The sequence below is a fragment of the Halorubrum sp. Ea8 genome (assembly GCF_002252925.1).
Lineage (GTDB): Archaea > Halobacteriota > Halobacteria > Halobacteriales > Haloferacaceae > Halorubrum.
Genome location: NZ_NHPF01000031.1, coordinates 1 through 5,564, shown reverse-complemented (window position 1 = coordinate 5,564; position 5,564 = coordinate 1). Strand labels below are relative to the sequence as shown.

Below are 5,564 nucleotides of genomic sequence, written 5' to 3'. Positions count from 1 at the left end.
CGAGAGATCGTCCTAAAGGCCGCCATCAGAAACATCGAGCAGTCTCTCACCGCCTGAACCACGTGAATTCGAGCGTCTAAACAAGGCCTACAGCGCGTATCGGTCATTCCTCGGTCGGTGGTTCGAGATAGGTTTCGAGCGCGTCGACGACGGTCTGGACGAACGACTCGCTGAGGCGACCCTGCCGCCGAACAATCGCCGCGTGCTTCGGCGACGCTACTGTCCACGGTGAGGCGTAACTCTGGCGGGGCATCCCGCCGTCGACCCAGTCGCCGTCGTCAAGGGGATGCCCTCATCGTGGGGCGTCGTTGTCAGCGTGACCGTCATGTACTCCTCGTCGCCGAACGGATGAGTCTCGTTGTTCAAAATCAGCCACGGCCGCGGGTTCTCACCCGACTTGAACGGATCCGGCCCTCAGACGACATCGCCGCACTGATAGCTCAGTCAGTCTCCTCGTCGTCGACGGCGTGCTTCAGCCACTCCTCCATGTTCTCCTCACCGAAGCGGTCGTTCGAGGTGCGCGTGCTCTCAACCATACTCGTGTAGGCGGCCACATCGTCGGCCTCGCCGAGTGCCCAGTAGTTGCCTTTGTGGCGGACGAGTCCACGGTCTTCGAGACGCGAGAGGACGACGCTGATACTGCCGGCTTTCACGCCAGTTGCCTCTCGAATCTCGCTCTGGGTGAACGCCTGATCGGGATGAGTGGCGAGGAACCGCATCACGCGGTCGGCGTTCGTCTCTCCGCTCTGCTGGAGTCGGTCTTCAGGGGCGGATTCAAACGTCTCAATGTCGATAGGCATATGTATCCTTTTGTCGTCGAATGTATTAGTTGTATTGACGTATTTTTGATCAGTCTGGCTACGCATATGCTGGGAAAATAAACCAGCCACTGCTCAATCTGTTAAAACTATATGAACGAGATATATCAGTAACCGTGCTGCACACCCTATAAGTCTTGCACGCTGCTTCTGACAACTCTTAGGTAGATAGATTCGGCGGTACAAGATACGCGCCCGTATCTTGCCCAGAAGAATAGTGGACTGCAAAATAGAGTCTAGAAAACCAGCTATTACGGGACAGCACCCACTGGATAAGTCGTTTACTGGTCGTCTGTTTCGGTCTTCTTCAACGAGCTGTGGTTCGTGGCGCGGTCAACCCATGACGGGCGCTCGATGGTCGTCTCGCCGACATCCGTGTACGTCCGAATGAATGTGTGGGTGACGTTGACTGTCTGTTCCTCGCCGTCGACCGTCACCGTAGCAGGGCCGGCGTACTGGAGTTCGAACTGATGGATGACGCCCTCACCTGTCACCAGTATCGTGGCCGTTCCGTTCGGGGGCGCAGAGAACGGTGGGGGCGCAGTCTCGAGGCTCTGCTCAGCTCGATACCGGTACAGCGTTTCGCCGCCGCGCTCAACCGTCTCAACGTACGAATAATTGAATCCGGCGGTCCCACCGCGAAGGAAGCGAGCGAGCTGCGTCACAGTCTCCTCGGTCCTGAAGCGGTCGATACGCTCTGACCGCGTATCCACGTCTGGACGTTGTTGGGACGAATATTCGTAGTCACAGTCTGGGCACTGCTTGCGCCGCGTGGCAGTCACGTCGGGCGTAATGAAATGATTGCTCTGCCGGTGTCCTTCCGTGACGTACGTGTCGAGGTAACGCCCTTTATCGAGATCGACCTGCTTGCGAGCGAACGTCGGAGGGTAATACCCCTCTGGTCGTGGCCCTACCGGGTGGGCTTCGCCGTCAACCCGGACGGTCTCGCTGTGATTTGTGGTGAAGCTACCGCCCTCACGGAGGGTCTGGAAGTGCTGTTCTGTGAGTGCGGTCGTGTTGATACTGTCACCGGAAGCCCAGTCGGTATCGGGAGGACCAGAAGTGGACGTAGGACCGACTCCACTGAGACAACCAGCGAAAACGATCATCGCGAGGACGGGAAGTCCGCGACGCATGCTTACCAACTGGCGTGGAACCAGTCTGGAATCCTATCGGGGGAAATGGTCTCGTGGGCGTTACCGTAGTAGTGGTTCGTTTCGATCGGGGTGCGCATGGTCGTGTTTCGGTCTGTAAGGTGACTTAGAATTGTGCCCGTAAGTTGGTTGTCATAACACGAATGCTGGTTTTATTGAGACAAAATTTCCTATCAGTGTTTTAGTATCCTGTTGATACCGTGCTGTCGAATAGAGCCTCTGTATCGGTCACGCAGTTACTGACAGTTGTCGAGGAGCCGGCGAGAGCGTTGCTAAATAGAGGGCGCGAGTCTCGTACTAAGTTCCTCTCGGATTCGGTCAGGCCGGATCGCTCAGTACAGGTGAACGACTTAGCGCAGAGGCCCGCCTATGGACGTCGTCAAGAACAGACTTAGCGAAACCACTGAAGTTCCTTAAAATCAATCGCGTAGCGATCCTGCGATCATGTCTCATCTCTTCTCTGATTCTACGCATCTGGATCTGCAAGAGCAGATGCTTGGAGCGTACAGACACGGCAAGCGTGGCGTCTCCGATCTCGGGAGTATTCTGGAGGAAAGGTCCGTTGGTGATGTTCCTCAACAAGATTTGTCCGAAACAAAGATACCTGATATATAATTAACATTTATTAATAATGGATACCATTCGGGTATTGTCGTGTGTGAGAATACTTCGCATTTGGCCAGAACCGATGCAACGCGTTGCACGCGACCCACATAACCCATGAGTAAGCAAACCAGCGACCCCGAACACGAACTGCCTCCGCTTGATCCGGAATGCGCTGCCGTGCTTGACGAGATACCCGAGGAGTATTTTCCCAAAAGTCTGCTTGACTTCGACGACCTACCCGCTTCCCGAGAGCGATTTGCGGACGTAATGGAAATGATGGCCGATGACGAAGAGACACTCGAAACGGTCCAAACCGAGGAGATCTCCGTTCCAGGTCCCGAAAAAGGAGAGGAACTCCGACTACGTGTCCACAGTCCAATCGACTCGACCGGTCCGCATCCATGCGTCTATTGGATTCACGGCGGAGGCATGGTCATCGGAAGCGCCGAAGAGGAAGATGCGGTCGCCCATCGGTTCGTCGATGAACTGGACTGTGTTGTCGTCGCACCGGACTACCGACTCGCTCCTGAACACCCGTATCCGACACCGGTGGATGACTGCTACGCAGGATTGAATTGGGTTAGTGAGAACGCGGCAGAACTGGACGTTGACGACTCACGAATTGCGATTGCTGGCCCCAGTGCCGGCGGTGGCCTCGCTGCTGGAGTAACTCTCCGCGCACGCGATGAGGGGGGACCGGAATTGTGCTACCAGATGCTGATCTATCCAATGATAGATGATCGGAACGAAACGGTATCCAGCAAGCAGGTTACCGACATCGGCATCTGGGATCGTGACATGAATATCGCGGGGTGGGACGCATATCTCGGCGATCGAAGCGGATCGGACGATATTCCGCATTACGCTGCACCAGCCCGCGCAACCGACCTGTCGGGTCTGCCACCGACCTTCCTCGATGTCGAGACCCACGATGCATTCCGTGATGAAACGACCACGTATGCTCAACGACTCGCCGCGAGTGGTGTCCAAACTGAGTATCACTTGTGGTCGGGAGGGTTCCACGGATACGACATATTCGCACCAGAGACGAAGCTCACCCAAACGACATGGGAGACACGATTTAACGCGCTCCGACAAACATTAACAGACTAGTCTTTAGCGTCTTTTACAGCTTTTGAGCACTGCGTCACTCTACCCCCGTTGCTGTGTCGTATCGGTCATTATTGCTGACGGAGGGCTATTGTTCCATGTTCTTCACGTATTGGCTTTCCGCTTATTTCCCCTAACCACTTAGGAGATACTTCGTCCGTATTGACCGCTCCGAACAGGCGATCTTCCTTAAGCTCTCTGTGCAAGATACGCAGGCACATTCTATCAGCTGATTCAGGATTTGTTTGGAGAAAATAACGAAGTTCTCGTGCTGACTATATCCTCTACATCCTGCACAACGATCTTGCCAGCAGCTGGATAGTTCGAGGTTCCCACATTACATCCTTAGCCTACACTGACTACAGGGCGAGACGAACACAACACTCCCTAATGAGTTCACCAGAACCCTTTCACCAGCGAACACAGCGAGAAATGATCCCCCATGAGCGAGTTAGCCGAGAGGACAACGACGACCTTTGAGTCATGTATCGCTCGCTTCTTCGAGTCTCTCTGCCTGTGAAAGGCAGCGTGACTCAAAGGAAGACTCGGCTATGCGAGTCGGATTTGCCTTAGGGGCAAACTCGCGGGTTTTTATATACTCCTGACTGTAATTTCGATCTGAACGGGACGAAATCGGGCGTTTCGCCGAAAGTGGAGGGAAAGAATCCGTTTGACCGCACTGGTGGTCAGGACGGACTCTCGAGGCAATGACCGGGGTTCAAATCCCCGCCGGAGCATCCTTTTGCCGTCGTCGTCCTGCGATTTCGAGCCCGTGGACTGATCAAAACCCAAGTGGCTCACCACTACTGTGACGCTGGCTGTCGGGACACCCCGACGCAGTACAGCGATTAGAAACATTTGCCCTGCAATCCGACTCGCAGGACGCTCACGGAGGGTCCAGCGATGGATCTGAGCGAGTTCGCCGTCGTCCCGGAACCGACCGCCGAGCGGCTCTCCCAGCGGCAACGCGTCGATTACCGGACCGAACGCGAAGCCGCGATCAAGTGGTTGCTCGCGTTCGGCATCGGCTCGAAGAAAGCGAACGGGTACGCCGAAACCACCGTGCAAAACCGCATTTACCGGATGGACCAGTTCTACCGATACGTGTGGGACACCGAGAACCGGTACACGACGGACGTGACACACGATCACGCCGACGCGTGGATGCAGGAGCTCGCGTACGCCGACTGTAGCGACACGCACCGTGAAGTGTGAGCACCCGCACTGCCCCGGGCATACCCGACACGAAACCTGCAAGGACTCACGTTCTCAGGGTGACCAGCAACAGCGTAGCACTCGCAGTTCCGCGACCCCGAGCCGAGAACCCCGACAAGGTCGGTCACGCCACGATCGGCAGGACCGACGATATCCAGCCACCCTCACCGTCACGCTACAGGTGATCGTGGTTACGCCGTCTCTGACTCCGGCGCGAACCACGCCAAGAGCGTTCCCAGCACTCCGAGGACGCCAGCGACGAGAAACGCCGTCTCGTAGTTCGACGCTTCGATGAGCCGCCCCGCAGCGATCGGCGCGAGAAACGCCCCTGCAAGGCCAACGCTCGTGAGGAACGCCACAGCCGTCGCGGCGACAGCCGGCGCAACCAGTTCACGGACGTACGCGAACACCAGTCCGAGACACAACTGGATCGCGAACCCGGCAACAAGCAGCGCCGCGACCACAACAGGAANNAGATATCCGAAAGCACGCCGCCAGTCACCCGAGAAACCACACCCACAGCCGGAAACAGCGCGACGAGCGCACCACTCAACTCCAACGACAACTGCAAGTCCTCCGTGAGATACGACGGCGCCCAACTGTTCACGAACAGATACAGCGCGTACCCGAGAAACCCGAGCACGCCGACCGTCCAAACGCG

At 56.5% G+C, this 5,564-nt stretch carries 4 protein-coding genes and 2 pseudogenes; 2 read left to right on the top strand and 4 right to left on the bottom strand.

Features of this window, described 5'->3' with window-relative positions; all coding sequences use genetic code 11:
• Positions 1-103: 103 nt before the first annotated feature.
• From DJ74_RS19980 to DJ74_RS18545, 3 genes and pseudogenes are all read right to left on the bottom strand, one after another.
• Positions 104-444: pseudogene (locus tag DJ74_RS19980) on the bottom strand (hypothetical protein).
• Entirely contained in the window at positions 441-800 is a 360-nt protein-coding gene (locus DJ74_RS02380) for a helix-turn-helix domain-containing protein (RefSeq protein ID WP_094526188.1), read from the bottom strand. The pseudogene DJ74_RS19980 and the gene DJ74_RS02380 overlap by 4 nt, the downstream one beginning before the upstream one ends.
• 299 nt (positions 801-1,099) lie before the next feature.
• Positions 1,100-1,927 carry a hypothetical protein gene (locus DJ74_RS18545; RefSeq protein WP_141212658.1) on the bottom strand — a complete coding sequence of 276 codons (828 nt, stop codon included), beginning with the start codon at positions 1,925-1,927 and terminating at the stop codon, positions 1,100-1,102.
• A 765-nt stretch (positions 1,928-2,692) separates the two neighbouring features.
• On the opposite strand from DJ74_RS18545, the gene DJ74_RS02370 reads away from it, so the two are divergent.
• Positions 2,693-3,691: an alpha/beta hydrolase gene (locus tag DJ74_RS02370; RefSeq protein WP_094526184.1), complete on the top strand. Its 999-nt coding sequence runs from the start codon at positions 2,693-2,695 to the stop codon at positions 3,689-3,691.
• A 900-nt stretch (positions 3,692-4,591) separates the two neighbouring features.
• Positions 4,592-4,903 carry a hypothetical protein gene (locus DJ74_RS02365; protein WP_094522944.1) on the top strand — a complete coding sequence of 104 codons (312 nt, stop codon included), beginning with the start codon at positions 4,592-4,594 and terminating at the stop codon, positions 4,901-4,903.
• A 191-nt stretch (positions 4,904-5,094) separates the two neighbouring features.
• On the opposite strand, the pseudogene DJ74_RS19975 reads toward DJ74_RS02365, so the two are convergent.
• A pseudogene (locus DJ74_RS19975) lies at positions 5,095-5,564 on the bottom strand (MFS transporter); the annotation flags it as partial.